23 protein-coding genes are annotated in these 25,245 nt (G+C 61.7%); 5 read left to right on the top strand and 18 right to left on the bottom strand.

Translation table 11 applies throughout. The features are described 5' to 3' along the window. Nucleotide 1: 1 nt before the first annotated feature. From L8F45_RS19815 to L8F45_RS19765, 11 genes are all read right to left on the bottom strand, one after another. Nucleotides 2-826, bottom strand: coding sequence for an ABC transporter permease (locus L8F45_RS19815; protein ID WP_342359580.1), 825 nt, complete (start codon nt 824-826; stop codon nt 2-4). A gap of 6 nt (nt 827-832) precedes the next feature. After that, nucleotides 833-1,852 (bottom strand): ABC transporter substrate-binding protein, encoded by a 1,020-nt coding sequence (locus L8F45_RS19810; RefSeq protein WP_342359579.1) that lies wholly within the window; start codon nt 1,850-1,852, stop codon nt 833-835. Then, nucleotides 1,849-2,781 carry a LacI family DNA-binding transcriptional regulator gene (locus L8F45_RS19805; RefSeq protein WP_342359578.1) on the bottom strand — a complete coding sequence of 311 codons (933 nt, stop codon included), beginning with the start codon at nt 2,779-2,781 and terminating at the stop codon, nt 1,849-1,851. Before L8F45_RS19805 ends, L8F45_RS19810 begins: the two co-directional genes overlap by 4 nt. A 328-nt stretch (nt 2,782-3,109) precedes the next feature. Next, nucleotides 3,110-3,550: a type II toxin-antitoxin system VapC family toxin gene (locus L8F45_RS19800; RefSeq protein WP_342359577.1), complete on the bottom strand. Its 441-nt coding sequence runs from the start codon at nt 3,548-3,550 to the stop codon at nt 3,110-3,112. Further along, on the bottom strand, nt 3,550-3,789 hold the full coding sequence (locus L8F45_RS19795) for a FitA-like ribbon-helix-helix domain-containing protein (RefSeq protein ID WP_342363509.1): 240 nt from the start codon (nt 3,787-3,789) through the stop codon (nt 3,550-3,552). Before L8F45_RS19795 ends, L8F45_RS19800 begins: the two co-directional genes overlap by 1 nt. Before the next feature lie 147 nt (nt 3,790-3,936). Then, nucleotides 3,937-4,881, bottom strand: a complete 945-nt coding sequence (locus L8F45_RS19790; protein WP_342359576.1) for a LysR family transcriptional regulator — start codon at nt 4,879-4,881, stop codon at nt 3,937-3,939. A 39-nt stretch (nt 4,882-4,920) separates the two neighbouring features. Continuing rightward, nucleotides 4,921-6,030, bottom strand: a complete 1,110-nt coding sequence (locus tag L8F45_RS19785; protein WP_342359575.1) for a lactonase family protein — start codon at nt 6,028-6,030, stop codon at nt 4,921-4,923. 79 nt (nt 6,031-6,109) lie between these two features. Next, nucleotides 6,110-7,063: a sugar phosphate isomerase/epimerase family protein gene (locus L8F45_RS19780; protein ID WP_342359574.1), complete on the bottom strand. Its 954-nt coding sequence runs from the start codon at nt 7,061-7,063 to the stop codon at nt 6,110-6,112. 83 nt (nt 7,064-7,146) lie between these two features. Next, entirely contained in the window at nt 7,147-7,998 is an 852-nt protein-coding gene (locus L8F45_RS19775; RefSeq protein WP_342359573.1) for a carbohydrate ABC transporter permease, read from the bottom strand. Further along, complete coding sequence (locus tag L8F45_RS19770) at nt 7,995-8,897, bottom strand: carbohydrate ABC transporter permease (protein ID WP_342359572.1); 903 nt, start codon at nt 8,895-8,897, stop codon at nt 7,995-7,997. Before L8F45_RS19770 ends, L8F45_RS19775 begins: the two co-directional genes overlap by 4 nt. Nucleotides 8,898-8,954: 57 nt before the next feature. Beyond that, on the bottom strand, nt 8,955-10,283 hold the full coding sequence (locus L8F45_RS19765) for an ABC transporter substrate-binding protein (RefSeq protein WP_342359571.1): 1,329 nt from the start codon (nt 10,281-10,283) through the stop codon (nt 8,955-8,957). A 260-nt stretch (nt 10,284-10,543) separates the two neighbouring features. Between L8F45_RS19765 and L8F45_RS19760 the strand changes: the two genes are divergently transcribed. The 4 genes from L8F45_RS19760 to L8F45_RS19745 all read left to right on the top strand — a co-directional run bounded on the left by L8F45_RS19760 (nt 10,544) and on the right by L8F45_RS19745 (nt 16,755). After that, a complete protein-coding gene (locus L8F45_RS19760) occupies nt 10,544-11,776 on the top strand; it encodes an MFS transporter (RefSeq protein WP_342359570.1) in 1,233 nt (410 codons plus the stop codon). Beyond that, on the top strand, nt 11,773-13,830 hold the full coding sequence (locus L8F45_RS19755; protein WP_342359569.1) for a GMC family oxidoreductase: 2,058 nt from the start codon (nt 11,773-11,775) through the stop codon (nt 13,828-13,830). Before L8F45_RS19760 ends, L8F45_RS19755 begins: the two co-directional genes overlap by 4 nt. Nucleotides 13,831-13,929: 99 nt before the next feature. Further along, complete coding sequence (locus L8F45_RS19750) at nt 13,930-15,090, top strand: Gfo/Idh/MocA family protein (RefSeq protein ID WP_342359568.1); 1,161 nt, start codon at nt 13,930-13,932, stop codon at nt 15,088-15,090. Between the two features lie 84 nt (nt 15,091-15,174). Then, nucleotides 15,175-16,755, top strand: a complete 1,581-nt coding sequence (locus tag L8F45_RS19745) for a GMC oxidoreductase (protein WP_342359567.1) — start codon at nt 15,175-15,177, stop codon at nt 16,753-16,755. Nucleotides 16,756-16,786: 31 nt separating this feature from the next. Here L8F45_RS19745 and L8F45_RS19740 read toward each other — a convergent pair whose 3' ends face one another. From L8F45_RS19740 to L8F45_RS19710, 7 genes are all read right to left on the bottom strand, one after another. Further along, on the bottom strand, nt 16,787-17,956 hold the full coding sequence (locus L8F45_RS19740; protein WP_342359566.1) for a Gfo/Idh/MocA family protein: 1,170 nt from the start codon (nt 17,954-17,956) through the stop codon (nt 16,787-16,789). A gap of 18 nt (nt 17,957-17,974) precedes the next feature. Then, entirely contained in the window at nt 17,975-19,033 is a 1,059-nt protein-coding gene (locus tag L8F45_RS19735; protein WP_342359565.1) for a sugar phosphate isomerase/epimerase family protein, read from the bottom strand. 43 nt (nt 19,034-19,076) lie between these two features. Further along, nucleotides 19,077-19,835, bottom strand: coding sequence for a sugar phosphate isomerase/epimerase family protein (locus L8F45_RS19730; protein WP_342359564.1), 759 nt, complete (start codon nt 19,833-19,835; stop codon nt 19,077-19,079). An 8-nt stretch (nt 19,836-19,843) separates the two neighbouring features. Beyond that, the gene (locus L8F45_RS19725) at nt 19,844-20,935 is read right to left on the bottom strand and encodes an ABC transporter ATP-binding protein (protein ID WP_342359563.1); all 1,092 of its coding nucleotides are present in this window, start codon (nt 20,933-20,935) and stop codon (nt 19,844-19,846) included. 3 nt (nt 20,936-20,938) lie between these two features. Further along, a complete protein-coding gene (locus L8F45_RS19720) occupies nt 20,939-21,826 on the bottom strand; it encodes a carbohydrate ABC transporter permease (protein WP_342363508.1) in 888 nt (295 codons plus the stop codon). 2 nt (nt 21,827-21,828) lie between these two features. Then, on the bottom strand, nt 21,829-22,725 hold the full coding sequence (locus L8F45_RS19715) for a carbohydrate ABC transporter permease (RefSeq protein ID WP_342359562.1): 897 nt from the start codon (nt 22,723-22,725) through the stop codon (nt 21,829-21,831). Between the two features lie 83 nt (nt 22,726-22,808). Beyond that, nucleotides 22,809-24,044 (bottom strand): ABC transporter substrate-binding protein, encoded by a 1,236-nt coding sequence (locus L8F45_RS19710; protein ID WP_342359561.1) that lies wholly within the window; start codon nt 24,042-24,044, stop codon nt 22,809-22,811. A gap of 138 nt (nt 24,045-24,182) precedes the next feature. Here L8F45_RS19710 and L8F45_RS19705 point away from each other — a divergent pair, with 138 nt between their 5' ends. Next, nucleotides 24,183-25,238, top strand: coding sequence for a LacI family DNA-binding transcriptional regulator (locus L8F45_RS19705; RefSeq protein ID WP_342359560.1), 1,056 nt, complete (start codon nt 24,183-24,185; stop codon nt 25,236-25,238). The last annotated feature ends 7 nt before the right edge of the window (nt 25,239-25,245 follow it).

Below are 25,245 nucleotides of genomic sequence, written 5' to 3'. Positions count from 1 at the left end.
GTCACGCCTTCCGGACCGAGGCGACGCGGCGAAGCAGCGCATTGGCCGCATAGCTCATCACGATCAGCAGCATCGCGATGACGCTGGCCGTGACGACGTCATTGGCGACGCTGACGCGCTGGAACAGCAGCGTTTCCAGCATCAGCACCTTTGAGCCGCCGAGCACCGCCGGCGTGATATAGGCGGTGATGGCGCCGGTGAAGACGAGGACGCCGCCGACCGCGAGTCCTTCTCGCGTCAAGGGCAGAATCACTTTCAGGAAGACATCGAGCCAGCTTGCGCCGAGAAGACGTGCGGCCGCGGTCACGTCAGGCGGCAGATTTTCGAGCGCGCTCACGAGCGACAGCACCATCAACGGCAGGAAAAGCTGCACCAGCCCGAGGAACACCGCTGTCTCGGTGAACAGGATGCGCAACGGCTCGTCACTCAGTCCAAGTTTGAGAACGAGGACATTGACGAGGCCGGTGCGGCCGAGCAGCACGACCCAGGCGTAGGTGCGCGCCACCGGCGAGATCATCATCGGCAGGATGAACAGTCCGATATAGCGTCCGCGCGAAGAAGGAGACGAGTCGACGATCGCGAGCGCCGCGGCGTAGCCGATGATCGCCGAGGCGATCGTCACCAGCGCGCCGAGCCGGAGCGTGCGCCACAGCGTCTCCACATGCAGCGGCGTGGCGAAGAACTCGACATAGCGCGCAAGGCTCCATGCGCCGGCTCCGTCACGGAATCCGCCCATGAGCAGCACGCCGACCGGCAGCAGGAATCCCGCGACGATGAAAAGCGCTGCTGGCGCGATCAGCAGCGCGGCGCGACTTCTGTCCGTCATCGTCGGTTAGCGCGCAATCTTCTCGTTCCAGCCATTCAGCCACGCGACGCGATTGTCGATAACCGTCTGCGGTGGCAGGAACTTGATCGCCTTCGCCATGTCCGCGCCATAGGTGAGCGACTCCGCCGCTTCGGGAGAAACTTTGGCGTCCCTGTTGGCGGGGCTGTCGACGAGATCGGCTGCGATTTTCGACTGCACCTCGGCGGAAAGCCAGTAATCCATGAATTTCAACGCAAGCTCCTTGTTTTTGGAGCCCTTCACCAGCGCCATCACATTCATGCCGCCGGATTCGCCGTCGCTGAGCGAAGCCCATGCGATCGGCATGTTGAGCTTGCGCACCAGCGGCCAGTTGAAGCGCCCTGTCACTGCGGCCCAGATTTCATCCTGCTGAAAGAGCTGGGTAAGCTGCGCGCTGCGCTCGTAGAAATTCACGACATCCTTTCTCGACGCGCCGATATGGTTGATCGCCGCCGCAAAATCCGGAGTCGTTCCGCCAAGCGAGCGATCGACCATGAAGAGCAGCGTGGGGCCTTGCGAGGTCGTGATGTTGGGCAGCGCCAGGCGATTTTTAAGCTCCGGCTTCCACAGATCCTTCCAGGACGAGATTTTCACCTTGTCGGTTCGATAGATGATGCCGGTGGAGTAGAAGGTGTAGCCGACCGCATAATTGCTTCCGATAGGGTCGCGCGCGAAGTCATAGAGCTTGTCGTAGTTGGACAGTTTGCTCACATCGATCTTGTCGATCAGCCCTTTCTGCGCCGCTTCGAGAGCATTGAAATCCGTCAGCACGGCCATGTCGACTTCCGGATTGTCTTTCCGGGCCTCGAGCTTCGCGAGACGCTCCGAGCTGTTGCCGACCTCGACCACCAGCTTGCAGCCGCATTGCGCCTCGAAGGGCGCATAGAGATGCTTGCGATAGGAGTCCTGGCTGATGCCATAGACGGAGATGGTAAGCTTCTGCTGTGCGGCCGCGCCGCCAATTCCAAGAATGAGCGCCAGCGCTGCTGCGGCAGTGCGAAGGGTCATGATTGAACTCCCTGCTTCAGTCTGAAAGCTTGTGTGGAGGGCGGCGCGCTCGACGCGCGGACGATGAGCTGCATCGGAACAAGTTGCGGTTCCGATGGCTCGCCGAGCACATGCGCAACGGCGATCTCGGCGATCGCGGAAAAATCCTGCCGCACCGAGGTGAGCGCGGGAGACATCACGGCGCCCCAGGCGAGATCGTCAAAGCCGGTGACGGAAACATCTTCGGGAATGCAAACGCCGGCGCGCAGCAATCCGGCGATCGCGCCGATGGCGAGGGAATCATAGGCGCAGGCGATGGCGGTCGCATCAGCGCGCTCGCTGGGCGCCAGTCTTTCACCTGCGGCGAGCGACGGCTCGGAATGAACCAGCCGCCATTGCGCGCCTTTTACGCCGGCGAGCACATCGGCCATGCCGCTCGTGCGCTCGCGCGCCACGGTGGCTTCCTTCGGCCCTGCGAGAATGAGAATCCGGCGATGGCCCAGCTCACGCAAATGACGGGCGATCGCGCGCCCGCCTTCGCGATGATCGCTCGACACGACGTTGTCGGGCCGCCCGGCGCTGTCAATGATCGCCGTTGGAACCGGCGGCTTTTCGATGACCGATCCGCGACGCGGGATGATGATCAAGGCGTCGGCCCCGCGCGACAGGAGATGAGCGATCTCGGTCGTCTGCACGGCGTTGTCATCACGCGAGTCAGCGAGAAGCACGGCGAATCCGCGCTGCCGCGCCGCGCGCGAGATCGCCTGGGTGAAGGAGGGGAATGTCGGGTTGGTCAGGTCGGGCGCGACGAGCCCGAGCAGCCCGCTGCGGCCTGTGCGCAGAGCGCGCGCAGCGTGACGCGGCACATAACCTACTTCCTCAACCAGCGCCTTGATGCGCGCGGCTGTTTCCGCCGAGACGCGCCCGGTCCCGGCCAGCGCATTCGACACGGTCGCGGCCGAGACGCCCAGCCTTTTAGCCAGGGCGTTTAGCGTTGGCGGGGCAGTCGAGCGCACTTGCGGCAATCGGCTATTCCGGCTTGATAAATCGATTAATCATATTTCGAATGGCGCCCCGGGGCGCAAGCTGAAATTGCGGGCGGGGGAAGTTCAGTGTTTGGGCAATCAGCGCGCAAGCCATGCGCAGCCAAACTTTCAACGTCATGCCGCATCGCCGGACAGGGGTCAGGGCCCGATAGCGCGCGGGTTTTATATAGCTTCGCTTGGCTCTGCTGGTGAGGTTGGCCGGAAATGCGGAGCGGAATGAACGAGCTTGGGATCAGCGCGCCGCGTTCTGGATGGCCGCTAGAGAGATGCACAAGTTCGCGACTTCACTTGATCCACGCTCACCGACAATGCGCAGCAACCGATCGTCCGCTGTGACGAATCTCGATTTTGTCCGGTGCGCTGTCGCTAGATAGACGCAATCATAAGCGGGGTGTGAAAGTTCGGCCGCAAGGAGGGTCGCCTGCTCTAGCAGCCCTTTCATAGATAGGAATTCGATGCCCGAGCGTTCGAGCAGTCTGGCGGCCAGGATCGCCTCATCGTGGGTGAGCTCGTTACGCTGCACCTTCTTCCAGAAGATATTGGCGCATTCGGGTATGAGGAGCTCAGGCGCAAGAAGGCGAAACCGGGATCGGAGGTCGAGGGCGGCTTCAGTTCCTTGCTCTTCAACAACCCATTTTACGGCGATGCTCGCATCGATAATGAGCGCTTCCATCAGCGCTCATCTCGGCTTTCGCGTAACAGCGCTTCGGAAGGAGTCTGCCGCCGTGATGCGGTCAGCTTCCGCAACTCGGCTGCGAGATCGTCGAAGCCGGGTTCGGCCTCATTCGCCAAGGCCTGACGCAGGATCTCTCGATGCTCGGATTCGGCCGAACGCCCGTGCCGGGCGGCGCGAAGTTTCAGTTTCGCGATAAGCCCGTCGTCCAGATTCCTGACATGAAGGCTGCCGGGCATCAAATGCTCCCAATAGGATCAGTGGGAGCGATGCTATCACTGATAGCATCGCGAGGCAAAGCGTTTTCCGGGCCGCCCGCGTCTGCATGCCCGAACCCTCGGCGTCTCGTTAGTTGCGGCGAAGCGGCCGAGCTCGCGCGTGTCCGTTTACGCGCCGCGGCCTCCGGCGCGATGTCTCTTCACGATATCGACAAGGCTTTTCAGCAGCGGACTGCGATCGGACTTTCGCCAATAGCAAGCCACGACGATATGGTCGGAAGGCTCGACAGGGATATATGCGACGCCCGGGAATGGCATCGTGTCCCATGTGCTGTGAACCAGATGCACGCCGAAGCCGGCGGCGACGAGGCCAAGCCGGCTGAGCGTATGGCTGGCCTCTTGCGTGATACGCGGCGAAAAGCCGGCGCGGTGACAAAGAGCGATGATGCGATCATAGACGCCCTTGTCATTGGGCTCGCGCGGAAACATCACCCATGGCTCGTCGGCCAGCTCCACGAGATCGATGCGAGCCCGGTTGGCCAATCGATGATAAATCGGCAGCACAGCCACAAGCGGTTCCCGCACGACCGTTGCGCGACCATACTCTCCCTGCGTCCGCGCCGGCGGATGCACGAAGACCGCATCCGTCGTTCCCTCTTCCAGGCTGCGCAGGAGAGCTTCGGAAGGCGTGACATTGTCGACGAAATTGAGCGCAATGTCGGGAAACTGGCTGTGAAACTCGGACAGGATATCGGGAAGCGGACCGAGCAACGCCGCACTGATCAAGCCGATCGTCAGCTTGCCCATCTTTCCCTGCCCGGCCGTCATGGCGCGCCGTCGAGCGTCTTCCGCCTGTTTGAGCAGTTTGATCGCCTCGGGCAGGAACGCTTCGCCCGCCTGCGTCAATCGCACATTCTTCCTGTTGCGATCGAAAAGTGTGACCTGAAGATCCTCCTCGAGCTGCTTGATGCGTCGGCTGACATGCGGCTGCGCGATCCGCAGCCGTTCGGCCGCCACGCTGAAATGCAGCGTGCCCGCAAGCGTGACGAACGTCCGAAGCTGCTTGAAATCCATCTGCCCGCTTGAAGCTGCAATCGCTGGTCGCGCAGGCATGTTAGCCGGCGCGGCCGGAGGCGGGAAGTTGCGAAGCGTCTAGCTCATGAAGCGCACGCAGACGGGCGTGCCGGCTTCCACGACGTCGCCCGTCGCCGTCAGCCTGCCGCTTTCGTTGTCGATGCGGAACATCACGATGTCGCCGGTGTCCTGATTGGCCGCCGCGAGGAATCGACCGTCCGGCGAGATGTCGAAATTGCGGGGAATGCGGCCTCGCGTGCTCTCATGGCCAACGACGTTCATGCGCCCGTCTTTGCTGAGTGCATAGATTGCGATGCTGTCGTGCCCGCGGTTCGATCCGTAGAGAAACTTCCCGTTCGGCGCGACCTGAACCTCGGCGCAGGTGCTGTGACCCTGAAATCCCGCTGGCAAGGTCGGCAGGGTCTGCAACTCCGTGAGCGCGCCTCTCTCGGCGTCGTAGCTGTAGGCGGTCATCGTCGAATTGAGTTCGTTGATGAGATAGGCGAGCCGACCTCCGGGATGGAACGCAAGCTGACGCGGTCCCGCTCCGGGAGCCATCGCGACAAAGGGCTGGTTGGCGTTGAGCGTCAGCTTCCCCGTACTGGCGTCGAATGCATAAATGACGATCTGATCGAGGCCGAGGTCGGGCACGAAGACGAAGCGGTTGGCCTTGTCGATCTCGACCGCGTGCGCGTGCGGACCTGCTTGCCTTTTTGGATCGATGCTCGATCCCTCGTGCTGGATGAATTCCACCGCGTCGCCGAGCGAGCCGTCTGGCAGAATGGGCAACACGCACACGCTGCCGCTGGCGAAGTTGGCGATCAGCGCAAACTTGCCCGTCGCGTCGACGATGAGATGACAGGGATCGGCGCCGCGGCTCGCCTTCGTGTTGAGATAGGTGAGCGCGCCGCTGTCAGGATCGATGCGGAAGGCGCTGACCGCGCCGCTCGCTTGCCCCTCATATTCCTTGAATTCGTTGACGCAGTAGAGAAACCTCCGTTTCGGATCGAAGGCGAGATAGGAGGGATTTCTGACGTTTTCGGTGAGCCCGTCGCGCTTCAACGCGCCATTTCGGGCGTCGAGACGGAAATGATAGAGGCCTTTGCCTTTGCCCTGCAGGACCTGGCCGGTGCCGAAAAGGATCGGCTCGCTGTAGCCGCCAACATAAACAAGAGGTTCGCCAGTCACGTCGCTGCTCTCCCATCTCAGAAACTTCATGCGATCTGCGGGCGGGGGCGCTCCCCGCCGGAGATGTGTTTGCGACAGTTCACTCGACTTTGATGTCGAGCTTCTTGCAGATGTCCTTGAGGTAATTCATGCCCGCGACGGTTTCGGCGACGAATTCCTCGGTCGCCGTCGGATGGCGATAGACGCCGGGCGCGGTCGAGTTCGGTCCGCGCGAAACGCCGGGAACGTCTTCGAGTTCGATTGAGACGACGCCGTCATATCCGACTTCTTTCAGCGCCGCGAACATGGCGAGCCAGTCGATCTTGCCCATGCCCGGCCGCCAGTGAACGTTCGTGACGCCGTCATTGTCCGAGACATGCAGGTGCTTGATGTGTTTGCCGAGGCGATAGACCGAGATATTCGGGAAATCTCCGACCGGGAAAGTGTGGCTGGGATCGAAATTGATGCCCATGGCTTTCGAGCCGACATGTTCGAGCAGACGCAAGGCGCCGTCGGTGTTGGCGAGATAGCGCGCCGGATGCGGTTCCACTGTCATGACGACGCCGGCGTCTTCGCACGCCTTCGCGCAGGCGCGCAGCGCGACGACATAGTCCTCGTAGTTCTTGTTCCAGTCCATTCCCGAGGGAGCTTTGGCCGAATAGACCTGCACCAGCGGCTTCGTCGTGATGCGCGGAATTTCCTGGGAGTCGCGCATGGCGAATGCATGCGTGCTCACCATGTTGATCAGCGGCGCCCCCAGTTCGACGCCGACCTCGACGGTTCGCTTCCAGTGTTCGACCGCGGCGTCGCGCTTGGCCTTGTCCGGATGCGACAGGTCATGCGGCGTCGAGACGAACTGCGAAAGGGCGATCCCTTCGGATTTGAGCGCCGCCCTGAGGTCGGCGATCTTGGACTTGGTGTAGTAGTCGTTGAGATAGTCCTTGTTCCACGCGATCAATTCGATCGCCTTGAAGCCAAGGCCCGCGATGCGGCGGATCGCGTCCTCATAGGGTGGATCCCACTGGAACGGCCAGGATGAAGCGCCAAATTTCATCTCACTCTCCTTTTTGCGTAACAAATTCCGCCCGCTCCGAAGCAGTTCGGAGCGGTTTTCAAACTCTCGCTTTCTTGGTGCGGCTATCCCTTGACTGCGCCGCCCAGCAAACCCTGCACGATGAAACGCTGCATCAGCAGGAAGAAGAAAAGTACTGGAAGCGTGATGATTCCTGACCCTGCGAGGATAAGGTCCCAGCGGAAGGTGTATTCCTCCTGGAAGCTCGCGAGCCCGATTGGCAGCGTGAACAGGTCATGACCCTGGAGGAAGACCAATGCGAAGAGAAATTCATTCCAGCCGCGGATGAAGCCGAACATCGTCACCGCAGCGAGGCCTGGTCCGGCAAGCGGCAGGATCACTTTGTGGAAGGTCGTGAGAAGTGACGCGCCATCAATCGCCGCCGCCTCTTCAAGTTCCTGCGGGATGGCTTCGAAAAAGCCGCGCAGCATCCATATGGTGAAGGGCAGAGAGAACGCCGTGTACGCGATAATGAGCGCGGCGTGCGTGTTGAAGAGTCCGAGCCGCTGAATGATGATGAACAGCGGCAGCACAAGCAGAATATGCGGGAACATCTGCGTGATCAGCAGAACGATTCCGTAAGCGCCGCGGCCGAAGAAGCGAATCCTGGCAAGGGCGTAGGCCGCATAGACAGAGACGAACACGGTCATCGCGGTCGATATCGACGCGACCTTGAAGCTGTTCCAGAAATATTTCGGGAAGTCCGTTCCCTGCCAGACGTTGAGATAATTCTCGAGCGTCCATGCGATCGGAAGCATGGTGAGATTGCGCGCGAACAGTTCGGGCGCCGGCTTCAGCGATGACGACGCCATCCAGAAGATCGGGAAGAGGATCACGATCGCCGCCGCCGCGAGCAGGCAATAAACAACGAGGAGGGTGAACGACAGGCGATATCTGTCGAGGCTCGCGATCTTCATGCGCGAGCCTCTTCGATCACGTCGCTCTGCGCGCGATAGAGCAGGAGATAGGCGACGCTGATGATGAGTAGCGCAATCAGCATCAGGAGCGCGATCGCGGAGGCGTATCCGATCTCCAGCCCCCAGAACGCTTTGTCATAGACGAGCGTGGGCAGGATTTTTGTCGCGCCGGCCGGCCCGCCGCCGGTCAGGAGATAGACGATGTCGAAAGCCTGGAATGTCCAGATCGAGGCGAGCAAAGTGACGATGATGCTGGTCGCCTTGATGAAGGGAAATGTCACGAAACGGAAGCGTTGCCAGATGTTGGCGCCATCGATGACGGCAGACTCGGACAATTCCTTCGGCACGTTCTGCAAGGCCGCCAGCAGCACAACGAACATCACGGGATAGAGCTTCCAGACCTGCACAAGCACGACCGCCGGCATCGCCATGAGAGGATCAGATAACCACAGCACGGGGCGGTTGATGACGCCGATCTTGGTGAGCAGGAAATTGATGACGCCGAATTCGTCGCCATAGAGCCATTTCCACAGGAGCGCGGTCGCGACATCGGGAATCACCCAAGGCACGAGAAAAAGCGCGCGGAAAAAGCCGCGGCCCCAGATGTCCATATGGAGAAGCAGAGCAAGGCCGAGCGCCACGAGATATGCGCCGATGACAGAAAACGCCGTCCAGATCAGCGTTTTCCAGAGGCTGCTCCAGAAGGTGGGCTCGTCGAACAGCGCGCGAGCGTAGTGCGCGAGGCCGACGAACGCGTCGGGATTCGCGCGGCCCATATTCTGACTCTGGAGACTCACAACGACGCTTTCGATGATGGGAACGAGATCAAGCAGCGTGATGATGAGCAGCGACGGCAGAATAAGGTAATAGGCGAAGCGGGCCCGCTTCTGCAGGAACATCTCGTCGCTCTCCTGAACCGGGAGCGGAGAGCGGCGCCAATGGCGCCGCCCGCCAGCTTAGGACGTGAAGACCTTCTTCATCGCCTCATGCGCGTCGAGCACCGCCTTCTCGGGCGTTTTCGCGCCGACGACGACTTCGTTGACTGGCGCGGCGAACATCTTCTCTCCATCGATGACGCCCATCTCGGGCCGTCCCAGGCCGGGATAGGCGAAGTCGGTCGAGTAGGGGACGACGTTTTCAAGAGCTTCGCGCAGCAGCCGGTTCGACTTCACGCGGTCCGTGTTGATGTCCTGTTTGAAGATCGGCCAGTGTTGGCCGGGCACCGCCTGATAGAGTCTTTCGAGGCGGCCGGGTTGCACGAACCAGCGTACGAAAGTCTTGGCCGCTTCCTTCGCCGGGCTGTGTTTCCAGACAAACATCGGATTGTAGAAGGCGGCCGTCAATTTGCCTGCTTTGCCGGCGGGTCCTTCGAGCACTTCGAGAACGCCGGTCTTCTCCGCGAGCGCAGGATTTTCCTTCAGCAGACGGCCGATCAGACCGCCGGTGCCGAAGCCGAAGGCCGCGCGTCCCTGGACATAGAGCGTGTGCGGCTCGTCGGTGTTGTAGGAAGCGATGCCGGGCGGCGTCACCTTATGCTTTGTCGCAAAGTCAGTAAGGAACGTCAGCGCTTTCACGTTGGCGTCTTTCGACGTCGTGCCGAAAACCAGATTGCCATCTTTGTCGAGGATGCTGCCGCCAGCTTGGAACATGAACGACATGTAGAAATGTTGCGCAATATGGAAATTGCCGGCGGGGAAGACCATTCCAAATACGCCATTCGCGGGATCGTTGAGCGCGATCGCCGCCGCCTGGAATTCGTCCCACGTCTTTGGCGGCTTGAGACCCTTCGCTTCGAGCAGATCCTTTCGATAGTAAATCGGGCGGATGTCGAGATTGTAGGGCACGCCCCAATAATGGTCGCGCCACAGAAACTTCTTGTAGGCGTATTCGCTGAAAATGTCGGTGAGCAGGCCATTTTTCTTCCAGAGATCGATGATGTCGTCCATCGGCTCCATCTGGTCGGCCGCGGCGAACTGGAGCGGATGGTAGGAATAAGCTTCGGCGATGTCGGGCATGGACTGGCCGCGGATCGCGGTCAGGAATTTCGGATAGACGAGATTTCCGGAAACCGGCTCGTGCTTGATCTTGATTCCAGGGTTGGCGGCTTCGAAATCTGCGAGAATGGATTTGAGCGCCGCCGCCAGTTCAGGCGTGTTCAACCTGACGGTCCAGAAGGTCAGGTTGGATTGGCCCTGCGCGCTCGCCTGATCGGCGGTGAGCATGAACAAGCCGCCAAGGCCGGCGACGACTGCCTGGCGGCGGTCAATTCCGCGAAAAGCGCTCATTGTTTCCTCCGTCATCTTCTATCGCTTTGGGTCCGGCTCTTGCGGCCGGCTTGAGCGTTTCGCGCGGAAGACCCCTCCGGACCCTCCGTGGTTGATCGCTATCTGCTATCGATAGCAGACCTAAAACGTTGCGAAAGGTATCAAATAATAAAAAATTGGTATCAGTGAGGATGCTAGAGCTGAAGCCATGCGAGCCGCCCGAGTTGCATTTTCCTGAACGGTGGATTCGCGGCAAAAAATAAGTCGGAGAAAACGCTGGAATGTCGGGAGATAGTAAAGCGGGAGCTTCGTCCCGCATTGGATTCTCGTCCGCCTATCCGGTTGTCGCGGCGTCTCTCGTCTATTTCGCTCTGTTTGCGCAGGCGGGCCTCAACCAGCCCTTCCTGCCCGTGTGGCTTTCATCACGCGGATTGACGGAAACTGAAATCGCGACAGTCATCAGCCTGCCGCTCCTGCTTCGGATCATGGTGACCCCCGTCATCGGATCGATTTCGGATCGCACGGGAAGTCGCGCCATGGTGGTGCGGATCCTCGCGCTCATCGTCCTCGCGCTCGCTCTCATGCTTTCGCAGGCGCGAAGCTTCGGACCTATCCTGGCTCTTGCGACCTTGATGATGTTGTTCGGGCAGGCGATCCCGCCGATCGTCGACGCCAGCGTCCTCAGTCTCATCCGCAGCGGCGTCGCGCGCGATTTCGGGCGTATGCGGCTCTGGGGCTCCGGCAGTTTTGCGACCGCGACGCTGATCGGCGGCTTTATCCTCGGCTGGGGCGGCCCTGACGCTGTCTTCGTCGCCTATATCTGCGCTGTCGTGCTCCAGATCGGCGCGTCGTTCATTCTGCCATCTGCGGCGCAGCAGGCGGCGCCCGTCGCGAAGAAGACGCGGCTTGATCTGCACAAGCGACCGCTCTTGCTGGTGGTGTTTATCGTCGCCGCCCTTCCGCTTGCGAGTCAGGCGACGTTCAACAGCTTCGGTTCGATCCATTTGCGCGAAATCGGCTTCGCGGAGCGGACGGTCGGCATGCTCTGGGCGCTGGCGACCAGTTCGGAAATCGCGATGTTCTGGGCCGGGCCGATTCTCGCAAGGCGTATGAGCGCGTTCAGCGTGCTCGCTCTCGCCTGCGGCGCGGCAGTCTTGCGATGGAGCGTGATGTCGCTCGATCCCGGTCTCGTGATCACGATGCTCCTGCAGATGCTGCATGCAGCGACGTTCAGTTGCAGCTATCTCGGGTTAATGCGCTTCGTTCAGGTCGAGGTCAGCGATGCGGTCGGCGCGCGCGCCCAGGGCGCCTTCGTGACGATGCTTGGCTTGATGACCGCAGCGACCACTCTGGCCATGGGGCCGATCTATCGGGAGATTGGCGCCGGCGCCTTCATGGCGTCCGCGATCCTTCCCGCGACGGGTCTTGCTCTGCTTCTGGGATTCCGCTCACGACTGCGCGCCGCGGAGGCTGAAGGAGCGGCTCGCGAATTGGCGCAAAGGACGAGCCAATGAAAAACGCCCTGCGAGACAAGCTTCTTGCAGCCGTCGTCGACCGGTTGATTCCGGCGGACGCCGATCCCGGCGCGATCGAGGCGGGAACTCTGTCCTTCGTTATGGCGCGGCTGTCGGACGCATCGTCCGATTTCATCGCAGCCCTCGACGAGGGGCTCGCCGCGGTCGACGATTCCGCGCGAAGGCTGGTGGGTCGCAGCTTCCTTGAGGCTTCGCCGGAAGAGCGCGATCACGCTCTCGCGTCGCATGAAAAGGACGCGTGGTTCTCAGCGCTTGGTGAATTCGCAGCGGAAGGATTTTACGCTGACCCCGGCAATGGCGGCAATCGCGACGCCGCATCCTGGCGGATGATCGGCTATGATCCGAACTTGCCGGAGCGAGCCGCGCCGACTGCAAGGATTTCGCAGCCAGCGCTTAAGGATAATTATGATGCGATCGTCGTTGGCGCGGGAGCGGGAGGGGGCGTCGTCGCAGCTCTGCTCGCCGAAGCCGGCCATTCCGTGCTCGTGCTCGAACGCGGGCGCGACTACGGCGCAGACGATCCGCTTGCGCGCGATCATCTCCGCAATCAACGCTTTTCCCCCTATGGCCACAACGCCGGCCCTGACATCGAGGGTCATCCGCGTGTGCTCGTCGATCCCGCCGGGGTGGAGCGCGCGCTCAGGCCTCATGAACCCGGCTATCACAACAACGCGGCGGCGGTTGGTGGAGGCACGCTCGTTTATGGCGCGCAAGCCTGGCGCTTTCATCCCGACGACTTCCGGATGGCCAGCCGCTATGGTGTGCCGGAAGGCTCTTCACTCGCCGACTGGCCGTTTTCATACGCCGATCTCGAGCCGCACTATGATCGCGCCGAGTGGGAGATCGGCGTCTCGGGTGAGGCGGGTCATCCATCGCCGCGCCGTCGCGGCTTTCCCATGCCTCCGGCTGACGGCCATGCGAGCAGGCGAATTCTAACCGAAGGCGCCGCGAAAGTGGGGTGCTCGACCTTCGCCGCGCCGCTGCTGATCAATACCATCGCGCGCGACGGGCGCGCCGCTTGCGTCGAATGCGGCTCATGCGTCGGTTTTCGCTGCCCGAGCGACGCCAAGAACGGCGCTCAGAACACTGTTCTGCAGCGGGCCGTGAAAACCGGGCGCTGCACGATCGTCGAGCGTGCGACAGCAACCCGCGTCGAGGTCGACGCCGATGGAAGAGTCGCGGGCGTCAGTTTTATGATCGAAGGCGACGACCAGCGGTCGCGATCAGCGCGCGCGAAGGTCGTGGCGCTGGCCTGCGGCGCCATCGAGACCGCTCGCCTCATGCTCTTGTCGACGTCGGAGCGTCATCCTCGCGGCCTCGGCAACGAGAGGGATCTCGTGGGCCGCAACTTGCAGGGCCACTTCTCCGCCATCGTCCATGGCCTGTTTGAAGAGCAGGTCTATGATCGCCGCGGGCCGGGCGTGACGGTCGCGACCTGCCGCTTCAATCACGGCAATCCCGGCGTCATCGGCGGATCGATGATCGCGGACGATTTCATCATGCTGCCGGTGATCTTCTGGAAGCGCGCGATGCCGCCGGATGCGCCTCGCTGGGGTCGCGCCGCGAAGGATTTCATGCGTGCGAACTATCAACGGGTCATTCGCCTGTTCGCGCCCGTTCAGGATATCCCGACGCCTCTGTCGCGCGTCACGCTTGACGAGCGCGTGCGCGACAAATGGGGCCTCCCCGTCGCGCGCCTTTCGGGTGTGGCTCACATCGAATCGCAAAGGACGGCGCAGTTCATGCGTGAGCGGGCGGAGGAGTGGCTGCGCGCGTCCGGCGCCGTGCGCGTCTGGGCCGATCCGATCGCGCCGCGTCTGTCGGCCGGGCAGCATCAGGCGGGCACATGCCGCATGGGTCTGGATCCGGCGACGTCGGTGACCGATCCTTTTGGACGCGTCTGGGGCCACGACAATCTCTATGTTGCGGATGGTTCTCTGCATCCCACAAATGGCGGTTTTAATCCCGTGCTCACCATCATGGCGGTCGCTTATCGCAATGGCGAGCATATCGCGCAAAATCTGCGCGCATGAGCCGCATCGACTGCGATTAACGCTGGCGTATCAAGCTTCAATTGAATAATTGATGCTGCTAACGGCGGATAAACGCCGATGACGCGCAGGGAGAATAAAATGACGGATTTAAGCGTTGGCGTCGTTGGCTGCGGCGTGATCTCCGCGACCTATCTCGACTACATGCCGTCATTCGCAGGCGTCAAAATCGTCGCCTGCACCGACATTATCCCCGAGCGCTCGGCTGAGAAGGCGGCAAAGCACGGCATCGACGCGGTGACGCCCGAAGAGATGATGAAGCGCGACGACGTTCACATCATCCTCAACATCACGCCCCCCCAGGCGCATTTCGAGGTCGATCAGGCGGCGCTGTCGGCCGGCAAGCATGTCTTCAGCGAAAAGCCGCTCTGCGTCGAGCCGGACCACGGTCCACGCCTTGTTTCTGAAGCGCAGAAGCGCGGGCTCACGATCGGCTGCGCGCCGGACACTTTTCTCGGAGCGGGCGGCCGGCTGGCGCGGGAGATTGTCGATTCCGGCAAGATCGGACGCGTCGTCGCCGGGTCATGCAATCTCATGTCGCGCGGAATGGAGCATTGGCATCCGGATCCGCGCGCGTTCTATCAGCGCGGCGGCGGACCTTTGTTCGATGTCGGCCCGTACTACCTCAACGCGCTGATCAACTTGCTCGGGCCGATCGAGAGCGTCGTTGGTCTGACCTCTTCAGCTTTTCCGAGCAGGCATGTCACCGCTGATGGGCCGCTGAAAGGCCAGCATATTCCAGTCGGCACGCCGACGACGCTCATGGGCGTTCTGCGCTTCGCGTGCGGGGCGGACATTAACCTGTTCATGAGCTGGGACGTCTGGAAACATGGCCACCCGCCGATCGAACTTTATGGAACGGAAGGCTCGCTGCGCGTTCCCGATCCTAATTTCTTCGGCGGCGCCGTTGAATATAGCGAGCGCAACGGAGACTGGATTGCGGTTGATTCAGGCGATCGCGCTTTCGGGCGGCCGAATTATCGTTCGGCGTCATGGCCCGCGAGCGCGCCGATGCGCGCGAATTATCGCTGCCTTGGTGTGGCCGAGCTTGCCAGCGCCGTCCAGAATGGAACGCCGCATCGCGCTTCGCTTGCGCTTGGCGCCCATGCTGTTGAAGCCATGCATGCCGTTCTCGCCAGCGGCGCCGACGGCGGCGCGGTGAGATTGCGGTCCGCAATAGCTCGGCCGGCGGCTCTTGATGAGACTTCCGCGGCGGCGCTTTGGGCCGGCGGCTGGCGCTGAAAATCTTCAGAAGAGATCGACGGCTCGCGTTCCGCGGCGTGAGCCCGCACGGAAACAAACAAACGGCTTCGCAGGGAGAATTGAATGTCAGGTTCGTCGCGTGAGCGCGTTGACGTCGTCATTGTCGGCAGCGGTCCTGCTGGCGCCGCCTATGCGCGGACGCTGGCGGATCTATGGCCGCAGGCCTCAATCCTGATGGTCGAGGCCGGCCCGGTCATTGCCGATCCTCCCGGTCTTCACGTCGCAAACATCAAGGACGACGCTGCGCGTCTCGCGGCCCAGATCGCATCTCAAGGTCCCCATCGCCACGCCGCCTACGATCCCATCACGGAGGACGAAGTGACGTTGCGCCGGCAGGGTGGCCACGACACCTCGATGCTCCGTCGCCCGGGATTATTCCGCGTCGGCGATGGTCCCATCGATGGCGAGGGTTTTCCAGCTTCGCACGCCTCGCACAATGTTGGCGGCATGGGCTCTCACTGGTTTTGCGCCTGCCCGCGCCCCGACTCTGATGAGCGGATTCCCTTTCTGTCGCGGGAGGTGATGGATGAAGCGCTGACTTCAGCCGAAAAGCTTCTGCGCGTCTCGCAGACGCAGTTCAGCGATTCTCATATCGCCGAGCCTCTTCGCAATGCTCTCTCGGCGCTTTTTGACGAGGGACGTTCGCCGGGCCGGCGCGTGCAGCCGATGCCCATGGCGATCAATGTGACCGAGGAAGGCGTCTATCGCACCGGCTCCAACGTGATACTCGGCGATCTTGTCACGGCGCCGCGCGCGAGATTCGAGCTTCGGCCCGAGACGGTTTGCCGCCGCATTCTCATGCAGGATCGCCGCGCGACGGGCGTCGAGCTTTTTTCGATCAAGTCCAACGAGACATACTCCGTTGATGCTGACGTCGTCATCGTCGCGGCGGATTCGCTGCATTCGCCGCAGCTTCTGTTTGCATCGGGCATCCGGCCTCCGGCGCTTGGTCGCTATTTGAACGAGCATCCGCAAGTCACCGTGCTAGCGGAATTCGAGGGCGTTCGGCCCGGTGGCGACGTCGCGCTTTCCTTTGGCGGCGGAGTGCTGGGAGACCGCACCGTGACCGCGCGCATGTCGAGCGGAGTCACCTGGGTTCCCTACAACGGGCCGACATTCCCGTTCCATGTCCAGATCAGTCAGGTAGAGCCGGCCTCGCTCTATGGCGATGATCGGGCGATAGGTGAGAAGAACGCCGTTCTCTCGATCTCGTTCTTCCTGCCATCCGATAGGCAATCCGAGAATCGCGTGATGTTCAGCGAAACCGAGCGGGATTGGCTCGGTCGACCGAAGATGAGTCTGCGCTTCAAGCTCAGCGACGGCGATATGAAAAGGATATCGTTCGCGCGCGAGACGCTTGAAAAAATCTGCGGGAAAGTGGGCCGGATGTTGCCGGGCCATCAGATCAGGGTCGCGCCCTACGGAACGTCGCTCCATTATCAGGGCACGATCGGCATGGGCGAGCAGGATGACGGCGCGTCGACATGCGATCGCAACAGTTGCGTTTGGGGCGTCGACAACGTCTATGTCGCCGGCAATGGCGTCATCCCGACATCAACCGCTGCGAACCCCACGCTGACCGCGGTCGGACTTGCAATTCTCGGCGCGCGCCACATCGCGTCGACTCATCGCGCGCCTCGCTGACGAGGCGCGCAACGAAAACGAAATTCGCCGCTTATTCCGAGGCGAATTTGGTCCAGGCTCCGCCGGCCTGCGATGACTTCACGGCGGTCTCGATGAAGGCGACGCCTTTCACGCCGTCATCGATCGTCGGGAAGAGAACTTCAGCGTCAGGCTTCCGCCCGTCGCGCGCCGCTTCGATGGCAAGAGCGACTTCGGAATAGATCGTCGCGAAAGCTTCGAGATAGCCTTCGGGATGGCCCGACGGGATGCGCGTCACGCGCGCAGCAGCGGGGCCGGCCGAGCCCGTTCCGCGCGAAAGGATGCGCGTCGCTTCGCCGAAGGGCGAGAAGTGGAGCTGGTTCGGATGCTCCTGCCGCCATTCCAGCCCGCCCTTGGAGCCATAAACGCGAATCTTCAAGCCATTCTCGTTGCCCGGCGCGACCTGACTCGCCCAGAGCGATCCGCGCGCGCCATTCGCGTAGCGCAGCATGATCTGCACATTGTCGTCGAGACGACGGCCGGCGACGAAAGTCGTCAGTTCGGCCGATAATTCCGTCACTGCAAGGCCGGTGATGAAATCGGCGAGATTGAAAGCGTGCGTGCCGATGTCGCCGATGCAGCCGCCGGCGCCCGAGCGTGCGGGATCGGTGCGCCAGTCCGCCTGCTTTTGCCCCGTCGATTCCAGATCGGTGGTCAGCCAGTCCTGAGGATATTCGACCTGGACGACCCTGATATCCCCGAGTTCGCCGGTGGCGACGATGGCGCGCGCCTGCCGGACCATGGGATAGCCGGTGTAATTATGTGTGACCGCGAAAATTTTTCCTGATTGAGCCGCAGCGCCTTTCAATTCACGCGCGCTGGCGAGCGTCGTCGTCAGCGGCTTGTCGCAGATCACATGAACGCCAGCTTTCAGGAAGGCGAGAGCGGGCGCCGCATGCATATGGTTCGGCGTGACGATCGCGACCGCTTCGACGCCGTCATCGCGGCTGGCTTCCGCCTTCGCCATCTCTTCGAAATTTCCGTAGATGCGTGGCAAGCCGAGCGCCTTGCCCGAGCGCAGCGACTTGTCCGCTGTCGAAGACAGCGCGCCGGCGACGAGTTCATAACGCCCGTCGAGCCGCGCCGCGATGCGATGAACCGCGCCGATGAAGGCGCCTTCGCCGCCGCCCACCATGCCGAGCCGGATCGGCTTCGACGCCTCGTCGTTGCGCGCCTCGACCATGTGCCTCTCCCTTGTTTCTCAGTTCAGGCCAAGCATGCGCTTGATCTGCGCCTGGTCAACGCCGGCGCCGGCGAAATCGTCGAACGCCTTTTCCGTGACGCGGATGATGTGATCGGCGATGAAGGGCGCGCCTTCGCGCGCGCCGTCTTCGGGATGCTTGAGGCAGCATTCCCACTCCAGTACCGCCCAGCTATCGTAATTGTAAGCGGCGAGCTTCGAGAAGATCGCGCCGAAATCGACCTGCCCGTCGCCGAGCGAGCGGAAACGTCCCGCGCGATTGATCCAGGGCTGATAGCCGGAATAAACGCCCTGACGGCCCGTCGGATTGAATTCCGCGTCCTTCACATGAAACGCCTTGATGCGCTCGTGATAGATGTCGATGAAATTGACATAGTCGAGCTGCATCAGCACGAAATGCGAGGGATCGTAATTGATGCAGCAGCGCTTGTGCCCGCCGGTCGCGCCGAGAAACATCTCGAAAGTCGCGCCGTCGAACACGTCCTCGCCGGGATGAATCTCGTAGCAGACATCGACACCCTGCGCGTCGAACGCATCGAGAATTGGCGTCCAGCGTTTGCCGAGCTCGGCGAACGCCGTCTCGATCAGGCCCGCCGGTCGCTGTGGCCAGGGATAGACATAGGGCCATGCGAGCGCGCCGGGAAAAGAGACATGCGCGTCAAGCCCGAGATTGCGCGAGGCTTTCGCGGCGAGCATCATCTGCTCGACCGCCCAGGCCTGCCGCGCCTTCGGGTTGCGATGCACGCTTTCAGGCGCAAAGCCGTCGAACGCGTCGTCATAGGCCGGATGCACGGCGACGAGCTGACCCTGAAGATGGGTCGACAATTCGGTGATCTCGACGCCGTTCGATTTCGCGACGCCCGCGATCTCATCGCAGTAAGTTTTCGACTCCGCCGCCTTCTTCAGATCGAACAGGCGGCCATCCCATGTCGGAACCTGCACGCCTTTGTAGCCGAGCGAACCCGCCCATTTCGTGATCGATGACCATGAATTGAATGGCGCGGCGTCGCCGGCGAATTGCGCAAGGAAGATCGCGGGACCTTTGATGTTTGTCGCCATGATGGTCGACTCCTTGATCGGCGTTTGTGAGACCTTGTCCGCCTCAGCTCCAGGACGAGATCGTCTGGCGCGCTCTTCTGGCGAAGCGCGATACGTTATTCGGCTTGTCGTGTTCGGCGACGAAGAAAGAAACGCCGGCGTCCTTCATGGCCGCGAGCAGCGCGGGCCAGCCCATCACGCCGTGGCCGGGATCGGCCCAACCATCCTCGTCGACGCATTCGCCTGCCGGCGCGATATCCTTGATATGGCAGGCGATCACACGTCCCTTATATTTCGCAAGCTCCGCAACGGGATCGCCGCCGCCTCGAATGATCCAGGCGAGATCAGCTTCCCATGAAATCTCCGGGGCCTCCTCGAACATTGCGTCGAGATAGGTCCTGCCGCCGGATGTTTTCGCAAATTCCCAGTGATGATTGTGCCAGCCGAATTTCAATCCTTCATCGGCGACGAGTTTGCCGATCGCGGCGAGCTCCTTGCCGATCTTGCGCCAGTGCGCTTCGTCGCCCTCGCGCTCGCCCATCGGCGGCGCCGGCGCGAAGATCGTCTCGATGCCGATGTTCTTGCATATCGCGACAGTTGACGTCGCATCGGCGCGCAGACGATCGAGACCGACATGAGCCGTCGGGGCCTTCATCTCGTATTTGTCGAGCAGCGCTTTGAGCTTGTCCGGTTCGCTGAACAGCCCGCCATAAGGTTCGACCAGTTTGTAGCCGAGCGGCGCCAGAAGTTCGAATGACTTCTCGAGCGACTCAAGTGAGCGCGCCGAGTAGAGTTGAAAGGAAAGGCGATCGATCGGCTTCATGGCTGAACTCACAAGCGGTCGCCGGTCGCTTCGTCGAAGAGCGAGCAGGCGGAAGCGGGAAACGAGATCGGCATGGCGTCGCCGGCATGTGGCGCAGCGTCGGATTCAAGCCGGATCGAGAAGGAGACGCCTCCGGGCAGGCGGCACCAGACCAGACTGTCGGCGCCCATGGGTTCGACCATCTCGATTTGCGCGGGCAATGCGCTTTCGCCTGCATTGGAGCCGGCCAGCGCATGTTCGGGACGCACGCCCAGCGTCGCCGGCTTCGCCGTCCAGCCATTCCTGAACGCGTAGCCCTTCAACGGGACCGACATCGCGCCAGTGGTGAAAACAGGCTCGCCATTCGCTGCTTCGATTCGACCCGAGATGAAATTCATCGATGGCGACCCGACGAAAGACGCGACGAATTTGTTTGCCGGCCGGCGATAGATGGTTTGCGGCGTGTCGAGCTGTTGTATCACGCCGCCCTGCATCACAGCGATGCGGTCGGCGAGCGTCAGCGCCTCGATCTGGTCATGGGTGACATAGATCATCGTCGCGCCAAGTCTGTTGTGCAGCCGCTTGATCTCGACGCGCAATTCAGCGCGGAGCTGGGCGTCGAGATTGGAGAGCGGCTCATCAAAGAGATAAACGCCCGCCTGCCGCACCAGAGCGCGACCGATGGCGACGCGCTGGCGCTGACCGCCCGACAATTCGGCCGGTTTTCTCTCCAGCAGATTTGTCAGCCGCAGCATCTGCGCCGCTTCGCCGACGCGCTTTTCGACCTCCGCCGCCGGCGTGCGCGCCACTTTCAGGCCAAACGACATGTTTCCGCGCACGGTCATGCGGGGGTAGAGCGCATAGGATTGGAACACCATGGCGATGTTGCGGTCCTTGGGCTCCTCCCAGGTGACATTGCGTCCGCCGATCCAGATTTGCCCGCCCTGAATATTCAAAAGACCGGCGATGGCGTTGAGCAACGTCGATTTTCCGCAGCCGGAGGGGCCGAGCAGGACAAGAAATTCCGACTGCGCCACATCAAGATTGAGATTCTCGAGCACGCGCACCGCGCCGAAGCCGATTTCGAGATCCTTCACTTGAACAGTTGATTGGCCGGACATTGATTATCCCTTCACGGCGCCGGCTGCGATGCCGCGCACGAACCAGCGGCCGGAGCCGAAATAAACGGCGAGCGGCAGAAGCGCGGTCAGCATGGTCGCCGCCATATCGACATTGTAGGCGCGCTCTCCTTGAGTCGAATTGACGATGTTGTTGAGTTGCACCGTCATTGGCAGGTTCTCGCGTCCGGCGAAGACGAGGCCGAGGATGAAGTCGTTCCAGATGCCGGTCACCTGCAAAATGACGGCGACGATGATCATCGGCGTCGCCATCGGCAGCATGATCGACCGGAAAATCTGGAAGAAGCTCGCGCCATCGATGCGAGCCGCCTTGAAGAGTTCAAGCGGCAGGCTGGCGAAGTAGTTGCGGAACAGAAGCGTCATCGTCGGCAGGCCGAAGATGGTGTGCACGATGACGATCGTCGCAAGCGACTGGCCCAAGCTCAGCCAGGAGAAGATACGCACCATGGGATAGATGAAGATCTGGTACGGGATGAAAGCGACGATCATCAGCGCGGCGAACAGCACATTCGCGCCGCGCACGCGCCAGAAGGAGAGCGTGTAGCCGGTGAGCGCTCCGATGATGATCGAGATCATCACCGAAGGCACGAGAATCTTGATCGAGTTGAAGAAACCGACCTGGATGCCGTTGCAACTGAGCCCCGTGCAGGCGGAGAGCCAGGCTTTCGCCCAGGCGTCGAAGCTGAGCGAGGAGGGCAGGGCCAGGATATTGCCGAGCCTGATTTCATCCATTGGCTTCAGCGACGTCACGATCATCACATAGAGTGGAGCGAGAAAAAACAGCGCCGTGATGACGAGGAAGGCGTAGACACCAGCGCGCGCCGGCGTCAGGCCGGCTGGCTTCGGGCCGCTCGGAATGATGGCGGAGGACATGCTCATGCGTGGCCTCCGCGCGCGGCGCGGCGGCTGCGCCAGTAAGTCCAGGGCGCGACGACGGCGATGACGGTGATCAGCATCATGGTCGCGGCGGCCGTGGCGAGGCCGACATTGCCGCGATCGAACAGGTGATCCATCACGAATTTGGCCGGAACTTCCGAAGCGAGGCCCGGCCCGCCATTGGTCATGGCGACGGAGAGATCATAGAGCCTGACCACGCTGGTCGAGAGCAGCACGGCGGCGGTCGCGAAGCTCGCGCCCAGCATCGGCGTGACGATCGAGGCGTAGACGCGCCACGTTGGAAGGCCGTCGATTTTCGCCGCCTTCCAGATATCCTCGTCGATGCCGCGCAAGCCTGCGAGCATGATCGCCATGACGAGGCCAGCGGCGTGCCAGATGGCGGCGAAGACGAGGCAGTAGATCGCGGTTTCCTGCCGCACGATCCAGTCGAACTGGAAATTCTCGAAACCCCAGCCGCGCACCAGCTTCTGGATGCCCTGACTCGGATTGAGCAGCCACTGCCAGACGAGGCCTGTGACGACGAAAGACATGGAGAAGGGATAAAGAAAAATCGAACGTAGCGCGTCTTCGGCGCGCACCTTCTGGTCGATGGCGATCGCGAGCAGGAAGCCAAGCGCGAGCGCCACGATCACAAAGAGAAAGCCGAAGATGAAGATGTTGTGGACGGAATAGAGCCAGCGGTCGTTGATGAGCAGCGCGGAATATTGGCGCAGGCCGATGAAATTGTTGTTCGGCAGCATGCGCGAATTGGTGAACGACATCCAGATCGTCCAGCCTGAACCCGCGAGATAGACGACGAACAGGATCAGGAACGCCGGCGCAAGCGCGAGCGTCGCGGAAGCTTGCGAAGCCAGACGTGCGAAGGGAGTGCGCATGGAACGACCGGGCGCCGAAAGCGGTTCTCGGGACTCTCGCGGAAGAACGGCCGGGCCGCGCGAACGCGGCCCGGCCTGTTTGGTCAGAACTGCTGCTTCAGCGCGTCCGCGACCTTCGCCGAGAACTGGTCGACGGTCATCGAAGTATTCCAGAACTGCGAGATCACATCCTCCATCGCGCCGGTCAGCGCCGGCGGCGACAGCATTTCCTGCGCCGGAATCTGCTGGCTCGAATCCTTGAGCCACGTCATCGCCTTCTGCGCGCACTGATCGAGCGAGGAGGAATCGACGTCGAGACGAACCGGAATTGAGCCCTTCTTCTGCGCAAATTTGATCTGCGTATCCGGCTCCAGCATGATTTTCGCGAGCGCGAGCTGCGCCTTCTGCTGGTTGGCGTCCTTCAGCTTGGGGAAGGCGAACACGTCGCCGCCCATGACATAGCCGACGCCCTGTCCCGACAGAACGGTGCAGCCATATTCCTTGCCAGCCGTCTGGCCGGCGCTGACGAATTCGCCCTTCGCCCAGTCGCCCATGATCTGCATTCCGGCCTTGCCCTGGATCACGAGCGTCGTCGCATCGTTCCAGTTGCGGCCCGGCGCGCCGGCGTCGACATAATCGCGCAGCTTCTTGTAGGTCGCGGCGACAGCCTTGAATTCCGGCGTGGCCGCGAGCGTCGCGTCCTGCTTGCCATAGATGCCGACCCAGAGCTTCGGCCCGCCCTTGCCGACAAGAACGGCGTTGAAAAGACCGCGCTCCCAGTTCTTCTGGCCGCTGAAGGCGAGCGGAATAACGCCTGTCGCCTTGATCTTGTCCAGCGCGGCGATGGTCTCGTCCCAGTTCTTGGGTTCAGGGACGCCGGCCTTGTCGAGCACGGACTTGTTGTACCAGAGCCAGTTCTGGCCATGAATATTGACCGGCACGGCGAACACCTTGCCGTTGCGCGTCACCGCATTGATGATCGCCTCCGGCATGATGGATTTCCACTTCTGTTCGGAAGCGAGGCCATCGAGGTCAGCCAGCAGATTGTTCTCGACGAGATCGTCGAACTGCTTGCCGGTGTTGAATTGCATTGCGGTTGGAGGATTGCCGCCAACGGTGCGGTTGATTGCCGCCGTGCGCGCATTGGCGCCGCCGGCGATCGCGTTGTCGACCCAGTTCCCGCCGGCCTTGTTGAACTGATCTGCGAACACCTTCACCGCGGCAGACTCGCCGCCGGAGGTCCACCAATGGATGACTTCCGCTTTCATGTCCTGCGCGCCGGCGGGCGACGCGATCGCGACCATAGCTGTCGCCAATGCTGCGAACGAAATTCGCTTCATTATCTTCCTCCCTCATTAGAGACGTTGAGCGTCTTTTTGTAATCGATTACATTTAGGGCTAACATAAAAGCCCGGCCTTGTGAAGACTGTATGTCGGTTATGGTCGGGCAGTCTAAAGTCACTCGTCGAATCAAACGCATGGCCATGTCCCGTTCGCCCCGCTCGCGTCCTGTTCGTTCGGCTCGCATCGCCGATGTCGCCAAGATCGCCGGCGTATCCTCGGCGACGGTCAGCCGCGCGCTGGCGAATATCGATGTGGTGACGGAAGAGACGAGGCGGAAAGTCCTCGAGGCGGTGCGCAGCACCGGTTACACGCCGAATATCGCCGCGCGAAATCTGCGCAAGCAGGAAACAAAGATGGCGCTTGTCGTCGTGCCCGACATCGCCAATCCCTTCTTCGCCGAAGTGCTGCGTGGCGTTGATGCGACTTTATCGGCCGCGGGATATGGGCTGATCATCGCCAATCTCGACAATTCGCGCGAGAAGGAAGCGCGCTATGTCGATCTCGCCTTCGCGCGCCAGGTCGACGGCGTTCTGCTGCTCTGCGGTCATGTGCCCGCCGGCTCGCATCGCACGCTGGCGCAAGCGAATTTGCCCATCGTCGCCGCCTGCGAAATCATTCCAGGCGCGGATTTTCCGCAGGTCGAGGTCAACAATTGCGAGGCGTCCGAGGCGGCGGTCGCGCATCTGATTTCGCTCGGCCATCGGCGGATCGGCTATATCTCAGGCCCGCCCGCCAACATTCTCGATGTCGAAAGACGCCGCGGCTATAAGGCGGCGCTTTTTGCTGCAGGAGTGAAGGAAGACGCCTCGCTGATCTTTACCGGCGATTTCACTTTTCGCGGCGGCGCGGAAGCGGCGGGGCAGGTGCTTGCGATGCCGAAGAAGCGCCAGCCGACCGCGGTGTTTGCGGCGAATGACGAGATGGCGATCGGATTTCTGAAAACCGTCCACGCCGCCGGCCGCAAAATACCCGAGGAGTTCTCGATCGTCGGTTTCGATGCGATCGAATATGCCGATTATTGCGAGCCGACCTTGACGACGGTGATTCAGCCGCGCCGCGATCTCGGCGCGCGTGCGGCAGATCTGCTCATCGACATGATGCGGGAGCATAAGCTTTCGTCGCGCGTCAATGTGCGGCTCGAAGCGACGCTTCTTATTCGCAACAGCACCGCGCCGGCGTCAAAGGGCTGACCACGCA

Source organism: Terrirubrum flagellatum (assembly GCF_022059845.1).
Taxonomy (GTDB): domain Bacteria; phylum Pseudomonadota; class Alphaproteobacteria; order Rhizobiales; family Beijerinckiaceae; genus Terrirubrum; species Terrirubrum flagellatum.
The sequence above is the reverse complement of the archived record's forward strand: the minus strand, read 5'-3'. Positions and strand labels throughout refer to the sequence as shown.